General features: G+C 54.1%; 15 protein-coding genes and 1 CRISPR repeat array. Of the genes, 1 reads left to right on the top strand and 14 read right to left on the bottom strand.

Going from position 1 to position 19,909, the window contains the following annotated elements; genetic code table 11:
- Positions 1-60: 60 nt before the first annotated feature.
- The 12 genes from WB371_RS09195 to cysJ all read right to left on the bottom strand — a co-directional run bounded on the left by WB371_RS09195 (position 61) and on the right by cysJ (position 16,829).
- Positions 61-342, bottom strand: a complete 282-nt coding sequence (locus WB371_RS09195) for a DUF5339 domain-containing protein (RefSeq protein ID WP_336219756.1) — start codon at positions 340-342, stop codon at positions 61-63.
- Between the two features lie 262 nt (positions 343-604).
- Positions 605-3,564: a CRISPR direct-repeat array (repeat unit 29 nt; unit sequence CGGTTTATCCCCGCTGGCGCGGGGAACAC).
- A 104-nt stretch (positions 3,565-3,668) separates the two neighbouring features.
- Entirely contained in the window at positions 3,669-3,953 is a 285-nt protein-coding gene (gene cas2e / locus WB371_RS09190; protein WP_336219755.1) for a type I-E CRISPR-associated endoribonuclease Cas2e, read from the bottom strand.
- Positions 3,950-4,873 carry a type I-E CRISPR-associated endonuclease Cas1e gene (gene cas1e, locus WB371_RS09185; protein ID WP_336219754.1) on the bottom strand — a complete coding sequence of 308 codons (924 nt, stop codon included), beginning with the start codon at positions 4,871-4,873 and terminating at the stop codon, positions 3,950-3,952. Before cas1e ends, cas2e begins: the two co-directional genes overlap by 4 nt.
- Positions 4,870-5,517 carry a type I-E CRISPR-associated protein Cas6/Cse3/CasE gene (gene cas6e, locus WB371_RS09180; RefSeq protein WP_336219753.1) on the bottom strand — a complete coding sequence of 216 codons (648 nt, stop codon included), beginning with the start codon at positions 5,515-5,517 and terminating at the stop codon, positions 4,870-4,872. Before cas6e ends, cas1e begins: the two co-directional genes overlap by 4 nt.
- A complete protein-coding gene (gene cas5e, locus WB371_RS09175; RefSeq protein WP_336219752.1) occupies positions 5,499-6,254 on the bottom strand; it encodes a type I-E CRISPR-associated protein Cas5/CasD in 756 nt (251 codons plus the stop codon). Before cas5e ends, cas6e begins: the two co-directional genes overlap by 19 nt.
- Before the next feature lie 14 nt (positions 6,255-6,268).
- Positions 6,269-7,327 (bottom strand): type I-E CRISPR-associated protein Cas7/Cse4/CasC, encoded by a 1,059-nt coding sequence (gene cas7e, locus WB371_RS09170; protein WP_336219751.1) that lies wholly within the window; start codon positions 7,325-7,327, stop codon positions 6,269-6,271.
- A gap of 16 nt (positions 7,328-7,343) precedes the next feature.
- Positions 7,344-7,904, bottom strand: coding sequence for a type I-E CRISPR-associated protein Cse2/CasB (gene casB, locus WB371_RS09165; RefSeq protein WP_336219750.1), 561 nt, complete (start codon positions 7,902-7,904; stop codon positions 7,344-7,346).
- Positions 7,901-9,463: a type I-E CRISPR-associated protein Cse1/CasA gene (gene casA, locus WB371_RS09160; RefSeq protein ID WP_336219749.1), complete on the bottom strand. Its 1,563-nt coding sequence runs from the start codon at positions 9,461-9,463 to the stop codon at positions 7,901-7,903. The genes casB and casA overlap by 4 nt, the downstream gene beginning before the upstream one ends.
- Positions 9,464-9,474: 11 nt before the next feature.
- Positions 9,475-12,129, bottom strand: a complete 2,655-nt coding sequence (gene cas3, locus WB371_RS09155; protein ID WP_336219748.1) for a CRISPR-associated helicase Cas3' — start codon at positions 12,127-12,129, stop codon at positions 9,475-9,477.
- A gap of 313 nt (positions 12,130-12,442) precedes the next feature.
- Positions 12,443-13,177 carry a phosphoadenosine phosphosulfate reductase gene (cysH, locus tag WB371_RS09150; protein WP_336219747.1) on the bottom strand — a complete coding sequence of 245 codons (735 nt, stop codon included), beginning with the start codon at positions 13,175-13,177 and terminating at the stop codon, positions 12,443-12,445.
- 140 nt (positions 13,178-13,317) lie between these two features.
- The gene (gene cysI, locus WB371_RS09145; protein ID WP_336219746.1) at positions 13,318-15,030 is read right to left on the bottom strand and encodes an assimilatory sulfite reductase (NADPH) hemoprotein subunit; all 1,713 of its coding nucleotides are present in this window, start codon (positions 15,028-15,030) and stop codon (positions 13,318-13,320) included.
- Positions 15,030-16,829: an NADPH-dependent assimilatory sulfite reductase flavoprotein subunit gene (cysJ, locus tag WB371_RS09140; protein WP_336219745.1), complete on the bottom strand. Its 1,800-nt coding sequence runs from the start codon at positions 16,827-16,829 to the stop codon at positions 15,030-15,032. Before cysJ ends, cysI begins: the two co-directional genes overlap by 1 nt.
- A gap of 305 nt (positions 16,830-17,134) precedes the next feature.
- On the opposite strand from cysJ, the gene queD reads away from it, so the two are divergent.
- Positions 17,135-17,497, top strand: coding sequence for a 6-carboxytetrahydropterin synthase QueD (queD, locus tag WB371_RS09135; protein WP_336219869.1), 363 nt, complete (start codon positions 17,135-17,137; stop codon positions 17,495-17,497).
- A 249-nt stretch (positions 17,498-17,746) separates the two neighbouring features.
- Here queD and queE read toward each other — a convergent pair whose 3' ends face one another.
- The gene (gene queE / locus WB371_RS09130; RefSeq protein WP_336219744.1) at positions 17,747-18,418 is read right to left on the bottom strand and encodes a 7-carboxy-7-deazaguanine synthase QueE; all 672 of its coding nucleotides are present in this window, start codon (positions 18,416-18,418) and stop codon (positions 17,747-17,749) included.
- A 136-nt stretch (positions 18,419-18,554) separates the two neighbouring features.
- The gene (gene eno / locus WB371_RS09125) at positions 18,555-19,850 is read right to left on the bottom strand and encodes a phosphopyruvate hydratase (protein WP_336219743.1); all 1,296 of its coding nucleotides are present in this window, start codon (positions 19,848-19,850) and stop codon (positions 18,555-18,557) included.
- Positions 19,851-19,909: the final 59 nt, after the last annotated feature.

Below are 19,909 nucleotides of genomic sequence, written 5' to 3'. Positions count from 1 at the left end.
ATGTTCATTACAACATTAATATTTTTAATTATTTGATTATTTAATCGTTCAATTATTGAATTATTTAATTCCCATAGATTGTTTCATTTGCACCAGCGCTGCGGCGCCCTGTTTGCACCCCGTGTCCTGACTTTCAGTCGGTAACTCCGCGAGCTGCTTCTTAGCCTGTTCCAGCTGTGGCTTCATGGCTTCCATCTGCTGTTTGGCTTGTTCGCTGGTTTTTGATGCCTCTACGATCAGCGCATCAACATCGGCAAAATATTGCTGGCAGGTATCAGTAATTGCAGCAAAAGAAGAGCCTGAAGCCAGAGTCAGCGCCGCAATTAAAATAGTTTTTCTCATCTGTTTAATCCCTCAAAATTAAATTAATGTCATCACTCCCGGCAATAACCTCTCCAAGGGTAAAACAATTCAATTTATAAAACAGCCAGGGGTAATACTTTCAGACGTTTACTTCTTATAGTTAAGAAGTAAATTACATATTCGGCTTATTTTCGCTGTGTCGGGAAATACTACATTGATATCAGATCCCATTGTATGGAACTCGTTTTCCCCGCTAACGCGAGGAAAACGAATGGCGTAAAAGTGTAGCCGACTACTACAACGGTTTATCCCCGCTGGCGCGGGGAACACTAAACGGAGTATAAAATGGCACCACGAAAAGGCGGTTTATCCCCGCTGGCGTGGGGAACACCACCAGTGTCAAAACATGTTGTGCGGCTACTGCGGTTTATCCCCGCTGACGCGGGGAACACATCATCACCAGATTGCTGATATTCACATTATGCGGTTTATCCCCGCTGGCGCGGGGAACACACACCAGTTATAAAAAAATGAACCTGCCGCGCCGGTTTATCCCCGCTGGCACGGGGAACACCATCCCAATTAAAAGTTCCGTTATAATCAACCCGGTTTATCCCCGCTGGCGCGGGGAACACCCACGACTTATTAAACCCAATGGAGATAAATCCGGTTTATCCCCGCTGGCGCGGGGAACACTTTGTCATTTGTATATTTATCAATTACGTTACCGGTTTATCCCCGCTGGCGCGGGGAACACAAAATAATCATAAGTCAATTGCGCCATTAACTCGGTTTATCCCCGCTGGCGCGGGGAACACCTGTATCATATCCAAGAGAGTTAAATGTATTCCCGGTTTATCCCCGCTGGCGCGGGGAACACAACGCAGAAGTCGCAGAGATGACCGGTCGGAGCGGTTTATCCCCGCTGGCGCGGGGAACACTATCCGTCTGATTTGTGTACACCCAAAAGAGACGGTTTATCCCCGCTGGCGCGGGGAACACGTACGGCATGATTTCCGGAACGCAATTCCACCCGGTTTATCCCCGCTGGCGCGGGGAACACCATACCAAAAAACACGCTGTTATTAATCTGTCCGGTTTATCCCCGCTGGCGCGGGGAACACTCTATATGAGGAAAATTGTTTTATCACTCTTACGGTTTATCCCCGCTGGCGCGGGGAAGACCTACCCCGAAGAACGACGAGTTGAAAAAAGCGCGGTTTATCCCCGCTGGCGCGGGGAACACTTCGTTGAGTCTGCCGCCAGCTCTGATTGTTGCGGTTTATCCCCGCTGGCGCGGGGAACACCCATAGGTGGTCAAAGCGGCCGCCACTGGTCACGGTTTATCCCCGCTGGCGCGGGGAACACAATAGTCTGGTTTTTGTTGGTGCCAGCGCTACCGGTTTATCCCCGCTGGCGCGGGGAACACAGTTATAAAACAGTTTTCCTCGTACAAAGACGCGGTTTATCCCCGCTGGCGCGGGGAACACACACCCTCGTCAACGGGTTCACCGTTGGAATCCGGTTTATCCCCGCTGGCGCGGGGAACACTCTGACAGCTTGCGGAGTGAATGGATGTTTGACGGTTTATCCCCGCTGGCGCGGGGAACACGACCTTCAACGTACTCCAGACGCCAGCAAAGCCGGTTTATCCCCGCTGGCGCGGGGAACACGCATCGGCCGCGCACACTTAAAGTCAAAATAAACGGTTTATCCCCGCTGGCGCGGGGAACACGATTTCAGTCCGAACATTGGGTAACTTTCAGCCGGTTTATCCCCGCTGGCGCGGGGAACACAAAAATGAGTCGGGCGTCAGTGAAACAACGACCGGTTTATCCCCGCTGGCGCGGGGAACACTTCAATTAACTGATATATACGGTCCTTTGCTCCGGTTTATCCCCGCTGGCGCGGGGAACACTTACAGTAAACGCCGCGATATCCCAAGCCAGCCGGTTTATCCCCGCTGGCGCGGGGAACACTTTGATATTTGGGAGTCTGGAAAAGCCCACTGCGGTTTATCCCCGCTGGCGCGGGGAACACTGATTCAGGGAAAATTCATCAAGCTACAGAACCGGTTTATCCCCGCTGGCGCGGGGAACACTATTTTATATACCGCTCTGCGGCCCTCAGCCCCGGTTTATCCCCGCTGGCGCGGGGAACACCCTAAGAGTGAGAAAGATAAGATCGAAAGTTACGGTTTATCCCCGCTGGCGCGGGGAACACCCCCTGACTCTCGTGTTCAGCGTCCTGAATATCGGTTTATCCCCGCTGGCGCGGGGAACACTTGAATTTACGTCTTTAGAGCGTAAATTAATTCGGTTTATCCCCGCTGGCGCGGGGAACACCGCCGGTCGGCATCCCTCAATTTCGCCCACTGCGGTTTATCCCCGCTGGCGCGGGGAACACGAAGGCGCAGAAGATGACGACATCTTTGCTGGCGGTTTATCCCCGCTGGCGCGGGGAACACTGCCGTGGCCTCAAAAAGGGGATGGTGTCGAACGGTTTATCCCCGCTGGCGCGGGGAACACGTATTCGCGACCGGCGTCGGCCAGCCAGACAACGGTTTATCCCCGCTGGCGCGGGGAACACGCCACTACAGAACGACGGCCGCCGCCCCGCAACGGTTTATCCCCGCTGGCGCGGGGAACACTGAAATAGCGCACCGATTTTTGAAGTTGACTCCGGTTTATCCCCGCTGGCGCGGGGAACACTTTTGGCTGGCGCTCTCTACGAGTCCGGGGCGCGGTTTATCCCCGCTGGCGCGGGGAACACCACGTGGAAGGCAATAACGTCACTCTGCTCAACGGTTTATCCCCGCTGGCGCGGGGAACACCGGTATTTGCCATAATTACCTCGTCAAAAATTCGGTTTATCCCCGCTGGCGCGGGGAACACCTCGATCCGCAGTACGTCGCAACCCTGATGGGCGGTTTATCCCCGCTGGCGCGGGGAACACTCCAGTTAACGTTAATCAACACCATGTTAATTCGGTTTATCCCCGCTGGCGCGGGGAACACCCCCTCTTAAGGATGCATCGCCGATACCCAACCGGTTTATCCCCGCTGGCGCGGGGAACACGTAGCGAGAACGTTCATATCCATTAACTCGGTCGGTTTATCCCCGCTGGCGCGGGGAACACCCTCTTAGTGTTTCATTGGTGGAATCTTGGGGCCGGTTTATCCCCGCTGGCGCGGGGAACACGACTCCACCAGGCAAGGGATAATCGAATTAACCGGTTTATCCCCGCTGGCGCGGGGAACACACTTAGAAAATAGATCGATATATCAATTACCTGCGAACAAAAAACAATCTACCAACAGTTTACCTACAAATCCATAATATTAAAGAGCATCTAATTTGTTGATTTTAAACAGGAAGAAAAGAAACCAACCGAAGACCATCTAAATCTACCGGAATGCGGCGGTTTTCACCCCAGGTCTGAAACTCGAAACCCGACTCTGTATTGGTCGCCCAGGCCATTGCGACATTCCCCTCTCCGCCCAGTTGCGTGACCTGCTGCCAGATCATTTCACGTACGCGTTTCGATACATCACCGACATAAATTCCCGCGCGGATTTCCAGCAACCAGACTGCCAGCCGCCCCCGCAGTCGCGGAGGCACATTTTCCGTGACCACCACGACCATACTCATCCGCCGTGTCCCCGATGCCCTTCATCACCAATGGAAGAAGGTTCAGGTATCGCCGGAGGCAGCATATCCGGAGCAGGCTGCGGCGGCTCAATCTCTCCCGCGGCAAGCACCTCTTCAATCAGCGGAATCAGCTTCCCCGTCAGCCGGGTACTGCGGAAAATATCCCGACAGGCCAGCCTCACTTCCCTGTCTGGCTCTGCGGGATGTCGCGAAGCAATCTCGAACGCTTTCGGTACGACCGTATCGAATTTGACAATGTCGGCAATATCATAGACAAACGAGAGCGGTTTACCGCTATGGATAAACCCAATCGCGGGCGCGTAACCCGCAGCAAGCACCGCCGCTTCGGTAATCCCATACAAACAGGAGGTCGCAGCGCTGATGCACCGGTTCACCACATCCCCTTTTTCCCAGGCTTTTGGATCGTAATTCCGTCCGTGCCATTTCACGCCATAACGTTTCGCCAGCAGCGCATAGGTCTGGCGCACCCGCGCCCCCTCGATACCGCGCAGTTGCTCAACTGAACGGCGAGCGGGCGGAGGTTCGCGAAAACGTAGCTCGTACATTTTGCGCACCACCTTCAGACGGAGATCGTCATCCAGTGCCAGCTTTGCCTGATAAAGCAGCTTATCCGCCCGCGCGCCTCCCGGTTGACCAGAGGCATACACCCGAACTCCGGCCTCCCCCACCCAGACAAGCAGTGTTCCGACCGTCGAGGCGAGCCGGACAGCGGCGTGAGAAATGCGCGTGCCCGTCTCCAGCATAATGCAGGCCACCGACCCCACCGGGATATGGGTGCGCACGCCCGTTTTATCGATCAGCACAAACGCGCCGTCCAGTACATCCAGATGCCCATACTGCAGAAAGATCATCGAGGTGCGATCCTTTAGCGGAATTGGGTTGAGCGGGACAAAACTCATGCTGCGCTCTCAGGCTTTATGAGCATCAAACCACAGCCGAATGCGCGGCTTTTACCGTATCCCAGCGCGATCTGATGCAGAAAACGCTGGGGATCATTCACCGTCAGCACGCCGGAGTAATCGACACTGCTGAACTGGATAACGCGCGATTTTTCTTTACGGATCATCTGCTGGCGGTAAGCTTCAACGTTGACCTGAACCAGTCCGAAGCCACTCTGTTCCCCCTGCCGCTCAAGCCACTCCTGCGCCGCCTGCTGCTGATGTGACCAGATTTCCGCAGGCTCAACCTGCCCCCTTAAACGGTATTTCGCCTCCATAAGCAGATCGTGACGCTTGCCCGCCTTACAGATAGTCGGGTTTGCGCGCAGACTGAAACGTAGTAGTTGACCCGTCGCGATATCAGGTGAGAACGCGCGGGTCTCCACGGTGAAAATGTCGCTTTGCGCGGGAGCCTCAAGCGAAAGGACAAAAAAGCGAAACGCGCCCTGCAACTCTTCACGTCGGTAAAGAAACTGGCGCTGTTGTTGACCGGGAAACAGCGCCCACAACCACTGGTGCATGACGTATTCGCCGCTGTTGACCAGCTGTAACAACTGCGAAGGCGACAGCTCGCTGGTGTACAGCGTTATTTTTGAGAGGTACATAATCCCTCCTCGAACGACAGCGTCCCCTGGCTGACGGTTCTCTCGCCAAACAACCAGTGCTGACGGCTTAAGGGCTGGTCGCGACGACGATGAAGTTTGCTTTCCGTTAACCCGTCATGCTCACCCTCCCACCAGCATTCCGGCTGTAGTGCCGCCATTTTTACCTTTACGCTGTTGAGCGCGAGGAGCTTTTCGCGATAAACACGATGCGCCTCCTGCAAGACCTCAGGCGCATTTCCCTCCAGCAGCAAGGGAAGCAGAGGTAGCCCCAGCGGGTGGCTTTTTCTGCCGAGGTAGAGCGGAAAGACGGGCTTGAGTAGCGCGTCGCGTAATGCGTCAAGCGCAACTGGCGCGCCCGAGGTCGACTTAACCGCTACCATCCACCATGCATCGGTATAGTAGTCGCGGCGTGAAATGAGCGCGCTCAATAATTCCGGATTACTCAACTCTTCACGGCGACTAAAATACCGCGCTTTTCGTACTTCTCTCGGCATCTGTACCGTATGGTAATCCCGTGCCCAGCGGGGCTGAACGCTGGCGCAGATAACAAACTGATAATGCTGATTGAACGCATCCAGACGCGCCTTTTCGTCACGCCGAATACCCAACGCCGCCGCCAGTAATCCCAGCAGTGCGGAACGCGACGGCAGCTCATGCGTGTGGCGGACCTCGCCTGGCGCATCAACGCCCCAGGAGGCCATTGGCCCATGTAATTGAAATACCAGATACTGATTCATCCCGATCCGCCCCCTTATGCACAGATGAAATCAAGCACATCCGCCATGTTTCCCTCTTTGCGCTGCACATCAAAAGATGCAAAAGTCGGCTTCTGGCTGTACACCTCATTCATATTGTCCCGAAGCTGAGTGATATGACGAATCGCGGTCTCCAGTTGCTGAGTGCCGTTAACCGGGTTGTAAAACGCAGCAGCCAGCGAACGCGGCTGATCGTCGCCTTTTTCCACCAACGCCCAGGAGGCGTAAGCGCGGCTGGCAAAGCTGTTTTGTTTGCCAGTCGGGGAGATTTTAAAGGTCGCTTCGGTAAACGCGCGTAATGTACGGTTAGCCAGCGCTTCGTCCCCGTTAAGGTTTTTCACCAGCAGATCGCGATCGATGCAGATGTAGGTGTAGAAAAGCGCCGAACCAAACCCGGTTTCACCAAGATGCCCCGCCCCGGCGGTGTCTTTTGCCGCGTTACGCAAATCATCCACGGCGGTAAAGAAGTCATCTTCCACAATCGTTTCTCCAACCCCGAAGGCATGGGCGACCTGGCAGGCAGCTTCAACATTGAAATCCGGTTTGTCCGCCAGCATTCGGCCAAACATGGCAATATCCACCGCCATGCGATCGTGGCGCAGCAAACTCACCTCATCATCGGTGGGCGGGCGTTTTTCTTCTGCCAGTTTATGCGCCAGTGCGTGTACCGCATTTCGCTCAACCGGGCTGATATGAACCAGTTGCTCGGTTTCGGTATTGACTAATGGATCATCGGTTTTCTTTTCATTTTTGACTTTGCCGAAACAGGCGGCGATGGCTCTTGCCCACTCAATGGCTTTTTTCTCTTCAACGCCGCTGGCGATCATCATTTCTGCGGCTTCCCGCCCGATTCGCCCGCTACGAGTGCCAATATGCCCGGCGAGCGCAGACTCAAACAGTTCGGAAGTACGCCACGCGCGCTTGAGGCTTTGCGAAGAAATACGCAGCCGCGTGGCGCCGCCCAGCACTAACGTTTTGGGTGCGCCGGTATCGTCGCGGTTAAGGTTGGCAGCCGGGTATGCAGTCAGTAAATGGAGCTGAATAAAAGTCGTCATCTGAAAATCCTTATCCTTATGCGGTAATTGCTTTGTCATCGATATCGGTATTGCCAGCCTGGTAATATTCCAGCGCCCAGCGGATACGAATAAATTCTGTTGGCCTTTGCTGCTGGCGGATATGCTTCATCAGGTCGTCCTGCTCCCGACACCAGACGAAAATATCTTCCGCCAGCGAAATCAGGTTGACCGAGCCATTCAATAACCTGATGGCGCGGCGCAACTGGCGCAGCAGTTCATCCGGCGTTTTGACTGCGAGCAGACGCTTGAAACGCAGTTCAGACATTACTCCCCCACCAGACTGCCCCAATTGCGCAGCAAAACTCTGGCGCTCATCAATGGCGCGAACATGCGCGGCCAGCGCCGCGGTTATCGCCAGCGCCATAAAACGCCACTCCTGATGTTGAACTTTCCACAGCGTATGCGTTTCCATCAGCAAAGCGTGAAATCCGTCGCTCACGCAGCTTTCGTTGATCGTCACGCTACGCCGCAGACTGGCGCGCAGACCGCGTTTTTCCTGCAACATTGCGTGCCATTTACGCAACGTCGTTTTATGTTCGTCCTTCACAATACTCATTGCGCTGCCTCCTGCTTGTTCGCTTTGGCGGCTTTCGCGCGCTGCTTATCCGCCGATGAGGTGAAATATTTTTTACGTGCGAGCATGATTTGCTTTAGATCGCTACTTTCCTGAGGGTTGGTAAAAACGTGGTTATCAAAATAGTCCCGGGCAAATCGCCACAGCCATCGGTTCCATTCACTTAACGTGTCGCTGCTGTCTCTGCCATCCTCAAGCTGGCGGATCAGTTCGAGGAATCGTCCCTGGGTCAGATGCCAGAAGTCGATATCGATAAAGCTGTAATCGCCCCGCGCCTCGGAAAACCAGGCCTCTTTCAGCGCACTGCGCAACAGGCTCAGGATGCGGGAGGCGGTATCCGCGGCCTGGCGCAAATCAGACTTAATTTCCGGTGTTAACAGCAACGGAAGGTGGTGTTCATACCAGCAGCGCGCTTTCATATTGTCGAAGTCAAAGCCGAAGCCCCACATCCCAGTCACAGCATTCGCCGGGCGATAGAGTGAAAACAGACGCACCACCTGAGCAGGATGTTCGTTATTTCCGCCGCCCGTTGTCTTCTGAGACAGCCCCAGCCAGTCACGCCAGATAAGCCCGCCGGGTTGCGGCTTGACGGAGTACTTTTCCGCTTTTTCGTTCTCTTCAGCTTCTTTTGACGCCAACCGATATGCCGTTAGCGGGTGTTCCCACGCGGCATAATTGATGCCGTAGTTTTTAACGGTCATCGCACTAAGCAACTCGTCACTGTGAGCGCCACAGAGATCGCAACGTCCCGACTGCACGACCTTGAAATCAAGGCGAATGCGCCGTGGCATTCCCCAGTAGGCCTGAAGCTTGTTCACCTGCTCTTTGGTAACCACCGCGTCAGCCCGTTCGCTGGTACGCGTGGGGGCAAGCCACGGGAAAATCGCGTCATCGTACTGCGCGGGCAACGCCAGCCCAGATTCCTGTTGCGGCATCACGTTCAGCCACAACTTGCGCCACAGCGGTGTTTTCCTCTCGCCCTGAAACGAGTGCAGTTCCACCAGCGTGGTCATCGGCCCGCCGCCACGCAAGCCGGTGCGGTAGCCTTTCCCGCCGGAAGGGGCATTCAACTGCAACGAGAAAAGCGCCAGCGCGGCGCAGTGCGGACAGAAGTGTCGGGTCACGTCGCGCTTAATAAACAGGTCTTTGTTAAGTTTGATTGTTTGCGCGCCGGGTATTTCCGGCAAGAGGGACGCAATAGCAACCTTTTCCCCGCTTAGCGGCTCAAAATCCTGCATAAACGAGGGAAATACATCGCCAAACTGAAATGCGGCCTCCAGAGGCGCCAAAGCGCGGCGAACCGCTTCGTTTCGCAATCCATCTTCCCAGATCGCTTCCCAGTCATCACAGGTTTTCGGGGCCAGCGTGCTCTGTAGCAACCCCAGCAGAAACTGCCAGGCGGCCCCCTGTAAATCCGGCCGTGTGGCGACAATATCCGTGACGTTTTCATCCGCCAGATCGACTGGCGCAAGCTTTCCCGTGGAACCGTCCTTAAAACAGACGGGAAGCCAGGGCGTCGTTAAGAGTGAAAAAGATTCCATACAGGTATTCGTCAAACCTCCATTTTCCCGGTCAATCCTTCCTGTGCCGAATAGCCGCAGCCGGGCGATTCAGTCACCAGTATCACAATGGCAAATTCACTGTCTTTGCGTTGTTCAATGCACCACCTCTGGAAAGGCTCTCCTTCCAGCAAAGTGAATTCGTCGCGGTGTTTATTCCACCAACTCCTTCGAACCTTCAACGCACTCATCTCCCAGGCGTTATCACCCGGCGCATAAGGCGCTACACCGTCAGCCGTGTTTTTTGCCAGCCACAGGGGAACAGACTCTTCAGCAAGACGAGTGGACAGACTGTCCGGGAGATAGTTATGCACGCAGGGCTGATACCCCGCGTTGAGGTTAAGCGTGTTGTGGTCTGCGATAGCCCGATCGCAGTAATATTTCCCCAACTGCTGTTCGCTGGATTTCGCAAGCCCCGCAGGGACGGGAATGTCTTCGCCGTACACCGCTTCAATCAGCAAGCGGGCCGACTGTGGCATACGGATCTCCCCCTGTTCCCGCAGGACTCGCTGGGTCAGCCACAGCTTCCCGTGATCGGGATAGACAAAGGCGCTGTTACGCATTGCGCCGGAAAGCCATGTTTCATCAGGGTTTTCCTCCCACTCGGGCGCAAGAATAATCAGCTCCGGCGGACAACGCTCCTCGCAGCCAGACGCCTTTGCCTGACCGTGAATGTCGCGCACATGTCGCTGCAACCGCCCGGCCCGCTGAATCAGTAAATCCACAGGCGCTAAATCTGAAAGCATCAGGTCGACATCAATATCCAGACTCTGCTCGATCACCTGAGTCGCGATAATGATTTTGCCTGCGCGCTGGGTGGCGCTCTGTTTGCCAAAGAACGCCAGCGTCTGATCCTCAATCCTTTGGCGATCGTGAAAGGCAAAACGGCTATGAAACAGCAGCGTATTCTCAGTGTCCGCGCCCCCGGCAATCAGTTGACGCCAGCTACGAATGGCGTCATCCACCGAATTGCGCACCCACGCGACGCATTTCCCCTGGCTGACCGCCTCCAGAATATGCGCAACGCACGACTGCTCGCTGTACAGCCAGTTGATGCCAACGCTGCGCTCCACCTCTTTGCGCGCGCCAACACGCACCGAGATGACCTCCGCGGCGCTGACCTGCGTTAGCCAGGGATAATCGTCATAACCTAACAGCGGCGCTTCACCCGTGCCGCCAATGCCACGATGAAAGGCGGCGATCAGCCGATCGCGCTGCTGCTGGGATAACGTTGCGGAAAGTAAGATTGTCGGATTGCCATCACGAGCCTGCTTTTCAATCAGGCCTTCCAGAATGAACGACATATAAGCGTCACAGGCATGGATCTCATCAGCCAGTAACACCTTGTTTTTTAACCCCAGGAGACGCAGGTTGTTATGTTTAAACGGCATCACAGCCATCATGGCCTGGTCGAGGGTGCCCACACCGACGTCCGCGAGCAGCGCCTTTTTATTACTGTCGGTAAACCAGGCGGCGCAGCCCTGGCTGTAGGAGTGCCTGTCATCCGCCTCTTCCGACCCTGCGGCGTCAGCTATCCACACCGACTGGCTAAATTCCGGCACCAGATGGCGGGCGCTATGCGCCAGTATCAGACCGGGCCGCGAGCCGGGTTGATACAACGCCAGACATGTGTCAGACATTCGCCGAAACATAGCATTGGCGGTCGCCATCGTCGGCAGGCCGAAGTAGATCCCCTGCGCTTTTCCGGCCGCCATCAGCCGGTGCGTCAGGATCAGCGCCGCTTCCGTTTTGCCTGCACCGGTGATGTCTTCCAGAATGAACAACTGCGCGCCAGGAGTGGTGATATCGACTTCCAGCGCCTTCTGCTGTAATGGCGTTGGATGCTCGATAAAAGGAAAAAGCGCCTTTATCCCGCGAAATGGCGCAACGCTTGCCGCAGGCGGTAAAGCGGAAACCGCACGTTTCGCTTTCTCCAGCGTCTGCTGCCAGTAAGTTTCCAGCGGCATTTCAGACGCGATGCGCGGAAAATAGCGCGTAGCGGATCCGCTCCAGTCAGCCAGAACAATCGCGGCGGAGTAAATCCATGAAAGCGAGTTAAAACGAGCGTTTTCGTCGTCTTCCGCCCAGCACTCCGGCACTGCAAGCTGTGGGAAGAGCGCTTTTATGTTCAGGAGAAATTGATACGCGGCCTCTTTATCCTGCGGGCGAAAATTGGCGATTTCATCCGGAGAATCAGGCGGCTGACCATGATGCCCCGTGACCGCAGGCATCCAGCGTCCTGTGATTTGCCGCAGCTTACGCGGGGGTAACAAGGAGGCGGGAAATAAGGCGTCTCGCTCCCGCAGCACGTTTTTCCATAACCAATACCCCAGGGTGGCATGGGGTATTTTTTCGTAATGGCGGATTTTATCATCCAGGGTATTCAACCCGGCATGACGATAGAGTTGTTGAAATGAATGGGCGAATTTCCCGATATCATGCCAGCATAATAACCACGCGAAAAATTGTGCGGCGCGTTCGCGATCGTCAATACCTGACTGTAAAAAGAGATCGGCAAGGCCAAATGAATTATGCTGCACCATCCAGTATCCACACGCTGCGACATCCAGAGAGTGCCAGCACAACAGGTGATAATCATCGCCGCCCTCTTTTTCACGGCTATTACTTTTTCCCCAATAGTGGAACATAACCCGACGAACTCCCTTTCATTCCAACAGCATAATAATTAACGTTCTAATAATTAGCTTTACATGTCCAAAGAGGGCAGAGAGTGACGTAAGTCGCAACATTAATGATGGCAGGAACAAAAAAGTCCGATTGAAGACTTTTTTGTTATTAAATATCAATGGTATAAATATTAGTGGTAAAAGTTATTCACAAAAAGAGTAATTAATACAGAGGGGAAGATTGTTATTTTAAACGTTGAAAAGGTGGGGAGAGAGTGAGAGTCAAAAATACATTCCACCCATCAAAGATGGAATGTACGTAATCCAGTTACAGTTAACCTTCGTGCAATCCGCATTCCCGTTTCAGGCCAAAGAAGCGCGTCTCTTCTTCCGCCATGCCGGGTTCCCATTTACGCGTGGTATGCGTATCGCCGACCGAAAGATACCCCTGCTCCCACAGCGGATGGTATTTCAATCCGTGCTGTTGCAGGTACTGGTAAACCGTGCGGTTATCCCAGTCGATAATCGGCAGCACTTTAAAAACCCCGCGCTGGATAGCCAGCACAGGCAGATGCGCACGGCTGCCGGACTGTTCGCGTCGCAGTCCCGCAAACCAGGTTTGCGCGTTGAGTTCCTGCAACGCCCGGTTCATCGGTTCGACTTTGTTGATCTCATTGTATTTCTCAATGCCCTCAACACCCTGCTCCCACAGTTTACCGTAACGCGCTTCCTGCCAGGCGGCGCTCTCGGTGGCGCGATAGACTTTCAGATTCAGCTTGAGTTTGTCCGTCAACTCATCGATAAACTGGTAGGTTTCCGGGAACAGGTAGCCGGTATCGGTGAGGATCACCGGAATATCCGGGCGGATCTGATTAACCAGATGCAGGCTAACCGCAGCCTGAATCCCAAAGCTTGATGAGAGGACGTATTCGCCAGGCAAATTCTCCAGCGCCCATGCTACGCGGCCTTCGGCATCACGTTTTTCCAGTTGGCTGTTGATTTCAGCCAGCGCCATCACGCGCTCGACTTTCGGCAGAGCGTTAAGAGCGTGTAGATCGAGTCTGGACATAGATTCCTCACTGTTTGCCTTGCCTGATGGCGCTTCGCTTATCAGGCCTACAACGGCTTTGTCTGATGGTGCTCGCTTATCAGGTCTACAAAATTGGTAGGCCGGATAAGGCGTTCACGACGCCATCCGGCAATAAGACGTTACTCCCAGAAATCCCGCGCGGGATCGAGCACCGGACGAATAATGCCCGCACGCACCGTAAAGTCGCCGAAGCCTTCACCCGCTTCGCGCTCTTTCGCCCAGCGCCCAATCAGTTCATCGAGCGAATCAAGGATTTCCGGTTCCGTGATGTTCTCTTTGAACATGCGCGGGATACGCGTGCCGATACGGTTACCGCCCAGGTGCAGGTTATAACGACCCGGTGCTTTACCCACCAGCCCCACTTCCGCCAACATCGCGCGGCCACAACCATTCGGGCAGCCTGTGACGCGCATGACGATATGCTCATCGCTAACGTTATGTTTCGCCATCAGCCCGTCAATCTTATCGATAAACGTCGGCAGGAAGCGCTCGGCCTCCGCCATCGCCAGCGGACAGGTCGGGAACGACACGCAGGCCATGGAGTTTTCACGCTGCGGCGTCACGGTGTTCATCAACCCGCTTTCCTGCGCAATCTTCTCAATCTTCACCTTTTGATCTTCCGGAACGCCCGCAATGATCAGATTCTGATTGGCGGTGATCCGGAACTCGCCTTTATGGATTTTCGCGATCTCCAGCAGGCCCGTTTTCAGCGGACGTCCCGGATAGTCAAGGATGCGGCCATTTTCGATAAACAGCGTCAGGTGCCATTTATTGTCGATGCCCTTCACCCAGCCAATGCGATCGCCGCGACCGGTAAACTCGTATGGCCGAATCGGTTCAAATTTGATCCCTGCGCGACGTTCCACTTCCGCTTTGAACGTCTCCACGCCGACGCGCTCCAGAGTGTATTTGGTTTTCGCGTTCTTACGATCGGTACGGTTACCCCAGTCGCGTTGGGTCGTCACCACCGCTTCAGCAACGGCCAGAGTGTGCTCCAACGGCAGATAACCAAACTCACTCGCCGTGCGCGCATAGGTTTTCTTGTTCCCGTGCTCAATAGAAAGTCCACCACCCACCAGCAGGTTGAATCCCACCAGTTTGCCGTTTTCCGCTATTGCGACAAAATTCATGTCGTTGGCATGCAGATCGATGTCATTCTGCGGCGGGATCACCACCGTGGTTTTAAACTTACGTGGCAGATAGGTCTGACCGAGGATCGGTTCTTCGTCAGTGGTCGCCACTTTTTCCTGATCAAGCCAGATTTCCGCATAGGCGCGGGTGCGCGGCAGCAGATGCTCGGAGATCTTTTTCGCCCACTCGTACGCCTCAGCGTGCAGCTCAGATTCATACGGGTTCGAAGTACACAACACGTTACGGTTCATGTCGTTGGCGGTCGCCAGCGCGTCCAGCCCTACGGAATGCAGCATCTGATGAGCCGGCTTTACGTTCTTTTTCAGAATACCGTGGAACTGGAACGTCTGACGGTTGGTGAGACGAATGCTGCCGTAAATCGTATTTTCACCGGCAAATTTATCAATCGCCTGCCACTGTTTAGTGGTGATAACGCCTCCCGGCAGGCGGCAACGCAGCAGCATCGCATGACGCGGCTCCAGCTTCTGCTCGGCGCGTTCCGCGCGGATATCACGGTCATCCTGCTGATACATGCCGTGAAAACGGATCAGCAGAAAGTTATCACCGTTGAAACCGCCGGTGAGCCCATCATTCAGATCTTCAGCAATGGTGCCGCGCAGATAGTTGCTCTCCAGCTTCATGCGCTCGGCGTCGGTCAGTTTACCTTCGACCACCAGGGGTCCTGGATGTTTTTCGCTCATTAGTAGACATCTCGCTGATAACGGCGCTCAACGCGCAGCTCACTTAAAAATTCATCCGCTGATTCCGCGTCCATCCCGCCGAATTCAGCAATCACGTCCAGCAGTGCCTGCTCAACGTCTTTCGCCATGCGATTAGCGTCGCCACAGACATAAATGTGCGCACCGTCATTAATCCAGCGCCACAGTTCTGCGCCCTGTTCGCGCAGTTTGTCTTGTACGTAAACTTTTTCTTTCTGGTCCCGTGACCAGGCGAGATCGATACGGTTCAGTACGCCCTCTTTGACGTAACGTTGCCATTCCACCTGGTAGAGAAAATCTTCAGTAAAGTGGGGATTGCCAAAGAACAGCCAGTTTTTACCCGTGGCTTCCTCGGCGGCGCGCTGCTGCATAAAGGCGCGAAACGGAGCGATGCCGGTCCCCGGCCCAATCATAATCACCGGAGTTTCAGGATTCGTCGGCAGGCGGAAGTTATCGTTATGTTCGATGAACACACGTACTTCGCCATCCTCTTCAATGCGATCGGCGAGGAAACTGGATGCGCCGCCGGCACGCGCGCGGCCTTCGACTTCATAACGCACCGCGCCCACGGTGATATGCACTTCGCTCTCCACTTCGGCCTGTGACGAGGCAATGGAATACAGGCGCGGCGTCAACGGGCGTAACAGATCCACCAACGCTTGCGCATCGAGTTGCGCCGGGGAAAAGCGCAACATATCAACGACAGGTGTCGTGGTGGCGTAATGCTGTAACTTTGCTTTGTCGCCGACCAGCGGCAGCAACGACTCACTGCGCGTTAAGGTGGCATAATTTTCAACGATATTGGCGGTGTTGACCGTCAGTTCAAAATGCCACTGCAACGCTTCGGACAGCGGGAGTGACTTGCCCTCGACCGTCACCAACTCATCACCTTTCAGCCAGACCAGTTCAACAATCTCTTTTACCAGGGCAGGATCGTTTTGATACCAGACGCCCAGCGCATCGCCTGGCTGGTAGCGCAGGCCCGAATCACCGAGGTCGATTTCGATATGGCGCACATCTTTTTCAGAATCACGTCCGGTGATTTTTTGATTCACCGAAAGCGTAGCGCTCAGAGGCGCTTCTTTGCTGTACGGACTGGAGTGGATCTCGTTCACCGCGCCACTGGCAACCGCCTGAGCCTGTGTCGCAACCGGCGCACGTGCTTTCAATACGTCAACCACACGGGCACGCCACTCGACGGCCGCAGCCTGATATTCCACATCGGCGTCAACGCGATCTAACAAACGCTCAGCGCCAAGTTCCGCCAGCTTGCTGTCAAAATCCTTACCCGACTGGCAGAAAAATTCGTATGACGTGTCGCCCAGGCCAAATATGGCAAACGCAGTGTTGTTCAGTGCCGGGGCTTTTTTAGAGAACAGGAACTTGTGCAACGCGACGGCTTCTTCCGGCGGTTCGCCTTCTCCCTGCGTGGAGGTCACGATAACCAGCAGTTTCTCATTGGCGATCTGTTTGAATTTATAGTCGCCCGCGTTCACCAGCGTGACGCTGAGTTTTGCCGCCAGCAGGTCATCACGTAATGCTTCCGCCACACGGCGCGCATTGCCCGTTTGCGACGCGGAAATCAGCGTGATACCCGGCATTTCAACCACAGGGGCTGGCGTCGAGACGGCCGCGCCAGGCTGCTGATTCAGCACGCCCCAGAAATAGCCAGAAACCCATGCAAGCTGCGTAGGAGTAAGATCGGTTGTAGCCGCCTGGAGGCGTGCCAGTTGCTCCGGGTTCAGCGGAAGCAAAGCGGAAGGTGGGGCCTGTGTCGTCATGCGTCGTTATGTTCCAGTAAGCAAAGCGGATTTCAGTCATAAAACCCAAACTGATGATAAGGGTAACGGCGCTGATAGTAACAATTAAAGAAGGGTTGGAAATAACAAATAACCAAATGGACTAACCTGTTTTAGCTATTGTTATTAACGACAAAAGTGATTAAATAACTCAATGATATATAAACAGTTATTTAATATAAAGGTAGAAAATGTCCGCGTCGGCGACCAAAAGTCGTTTTAGTTAATGATAAAAAATGAGCTTTCCGCTACCCTACAGCGGTTTTTGCCTGACTGAGAATATAAAGATGACCACCACCCTGTTTAAAGATTTCACCTTCGAAGCCGCCCACCGTTTGCCTCATGTTCCGCAAGGGCATAAATGTGGCCGTCTGCACGGACACTCTTTTATGGTGCGCCTTGAAGTCACCGGTGAAGTCTGCCCACATACGGGTTGGATTATCGATTTCGCCGAGCTCAAAGCGGCGTTTAAGCCAACTTATGACAGGCTTGACCATTACTACCTGAATGACATTCCCGGTCTTGAAAACCCGACCAGCGAAGTACTGGCGAAATGGATTTGGGATCAGGTTAAACCGGTTGTCCCTCTGCTGAGCGCGGTAATGGTGAAAGAGACCTGTACGGCGGGCTGTGTCTATCGCGGGGAATAAGCGCGTTTTTTCTAGTGGATTAACCGGTAATCCTTTTTTTCTGTGTATTTTTCTTCAACGCATCTTTCTCTGTTGTCGGTTCCCCGCTGACGCGGGGAACACATATCGACGCAGTTACCCAGGATAAAACGGGACGGTTTATCCCCGCTGACGCGGGGAACATACCTCTAAATATAACCAATTGAATGCACTGTATTTTTACCAGCACCCAATTTCCACCGATTAAATCGCGACTGACAGTAATTCAGCTCAGGCGATATTCAGATACTTGTGCGTCTGCATTGACAGACGCCAGTTGCGTGCAATGCAGGTTTCAATGCACAGACGCGTGGCGTCTTCTTTCTGGCTGATGGGTTGCAGGGCAATCACTCGGGGCTTTTCATCACTCAGCGTAGCGAGCAGTTCATCCAGCGCTTCAATATCGCGCACGCGACCGACCGGATGTTTGATCTCATTCGCACGTTCCAGCGCCTGAGACAGAACCTCATAACCACCACGCATACTCACCTTCGGAGAAACCGTCACCCAGGTGTTTGGCGTACAACGTACTTCGTGCGTACCGCTGGTCTCAATCTGGCAGCTAAAGCCGTTCTTTTCGAGCAGGTCAGTGAGGGGCATCAGGTCATGAATGCAGGGTTCGCCGCCGGTAATGACGACATGACGCGCGGTGTATCCCTGTCGGCCAATCACGGCCAGCAGATCTTCGCTGCTCGCCGCTCCCCATTTATCGCTTTCTTTGGTTTTCGCCAGAATGCTGTACAGGGAAACTTCCCGATCCTCAAGCTTATCCCATGTGTGTTTGGTGTCGCACCAGGCACAGCCAACCGGGCATCCCTGTAAACGAATAAAAATGGCGGGGACGCCGGTAAAATAACCCTCACCTTGCAGGGTCTGGAACATCTCGTTAATCGGGTACTGCATAGCGTTCTCTGTTCAGGGGATAATCGTTAATTATCGCAGATTTCGCCTTTCTGGTCATGCGCAGCGGCTGCGCTAAAGAAAGACATAAAAAAACCCGCCGAAGCGGGTTTTCAGGAGAGTAAAGAGACAGTAAGAATTACTGGCCTTTGATCTCTTTACGACCGTTATACGGTGCTTTTTCACCCAGCGCTTCTTCGATACGAATCAGCTGATTGTATTTAGCAACGCGGTCAGAACGGCTCATAGAACCGGTTTTGATCTGGCCTGCAGCGGTACCCACAGCCAGGTCAGCAATGGTCGCATCTTCAGTTTCACCTGAACGGTGAGAAATGACAGCGGTGTAGCCAGCGTCTTTCGCCATCTTGATTGCAGCCAGCGTTTCGGTCAGAGAACCGATCTGGTTGAATTTAATCAGGATGGAGTTAACGATGCCTTTCTCGATGCCTTCTTTCAGGATCTTGGTGTTGGTTACGAACAGATCGTCACCAACCAGCTGGATTTTGTCGCCCAGAACTTTGGTCTGGTAAGCAAAACCGTCCCAGTCAGACTCGTCCAGACCGTCTTCGATAGAAACGATCGGATACTGTTTGGTCAGGTCTTCCAGGAAGTGCGTGAATTCTTCAGAGGTGAACGCTTTGTTGCCTTCGCCAGCCAGAACGTATTTACCGTCTTTGTAGAATTCAGACGCTGCGCAGTCCATCGCCAGAGTGATGTCTTTGCCCAGCTCATAGCCTGCTGCTTTAACCGCTTCAGCGATAACAGCCAGCGCTTCTGCGTTGGAACCCAGGTTCGGCGCATAGCCACCTTCGTCACCCACAGCCGTGTTCATGCCTTTCGCTTTCAGCACTTTAGCCAGGTTGTGGAACACTTCAGAACCCATACGTACAGCTTCTTTCAGGGTCTTCGCGCCAACCGGCTGAATCATGAATTCCTGGATGTCGACGTTGTTGTCAGCGTGCTCACCACCGTTGATGATGTTCATCATCGGAACCGGCATGGAGTATTTGCCCGGAGTACCGTTCAGCTCAGCGATGTGCTCGTACAGCGGCATGCCTTTAGCGGCAGCTGCTGCTTTGGCGTTTGCCAGAGACACAGCCAGAATAGCGTTCGCACCGAAGTTGGATTTGTTTTCAGTACCGTCCAGATCGATCATGATCTTGTCGATGCCAGCCTGATCTTTGGCATCTTTGCCAAGGATAGCCTGAGTGATCGGGCCGTTAACCGCGCCAACAGCTTTCAGTACGCCTTTACCCATGAAACGGGATTTGTCGCCATCGCGCAGTTCCAGCGCTTCGCGGGAACCCGTAGAAGCACCTGACGGGGCTGCTGCCATACCGACGAAACCACCTTCCAGGTGTACTTCGGCTTCAACAGTCGGGTTACCACGGGAGTCGATGATTTCACGACCGATGACTTTAACGATTTTGGACATTAGGTTTTCCTCAGTACAAGTTAAACTAAAACTCCAGACAAACAACGCGTACCTTTGGT

This window comes from Citrobacter amalonaticus (assembly GCF_037053465.1).
Lineage (GTDB): Bacteria > Pseudomonadota > Gammaproteobacteria > Enterobacterales > Enterobacteriaceae > Citrobacter_A > Citrobacter_A amalonaticus_H.
This window is presented reverse-complemented; position numbering and strand designations above follow the sequence as displayed.